Consider the following 214-nt stretch of genomic DNA (forward strand, 5'->3'; position numbering starts at 1 on the left):
CTAGGGCCTGTCAGGCCTTAAGTTCTGTGTGTCTACTTGATCCAGTCTATCGTGGCGGCCATGCAGAGCACGCCCATGAAGGAACACGCGGTTTTCTCGTAGCGGGTGGCGACGGCGCGCCACTCTTTGAGCCGCGCCCAGAGACACTCGACCCGACTGCGATTGTGGTAGATCCACGGCGGGCACGCGACGGGCGCTTCGGTGCGCTTGGCCG

At 63.6% G+C, this 214-nt stretch carries 1 protein-coding gene; it reads right to left on the reverse strand.

From position 1 onward, the window contains the following. Positions 1–32: 32 nt before the first annotated feature. The coding region (locus tag E2C06_RS37210) for a transposase (RefSeq protein ID WP_165982941.1) at positions 33–214 on the reverse strand (182 nt) is incomplete at its 5' end.

This window comes from Dankookia rubra, from assembly GCF_004355005.1.
GTDB classification, from domain to species: domain Bacteria; phylum Pseudomonadota; class Alphaproteobacteria; order Acetobacterales; family Acetobacteraceae; genus Paracraurococcus; species Paracraurococcus ruber_A.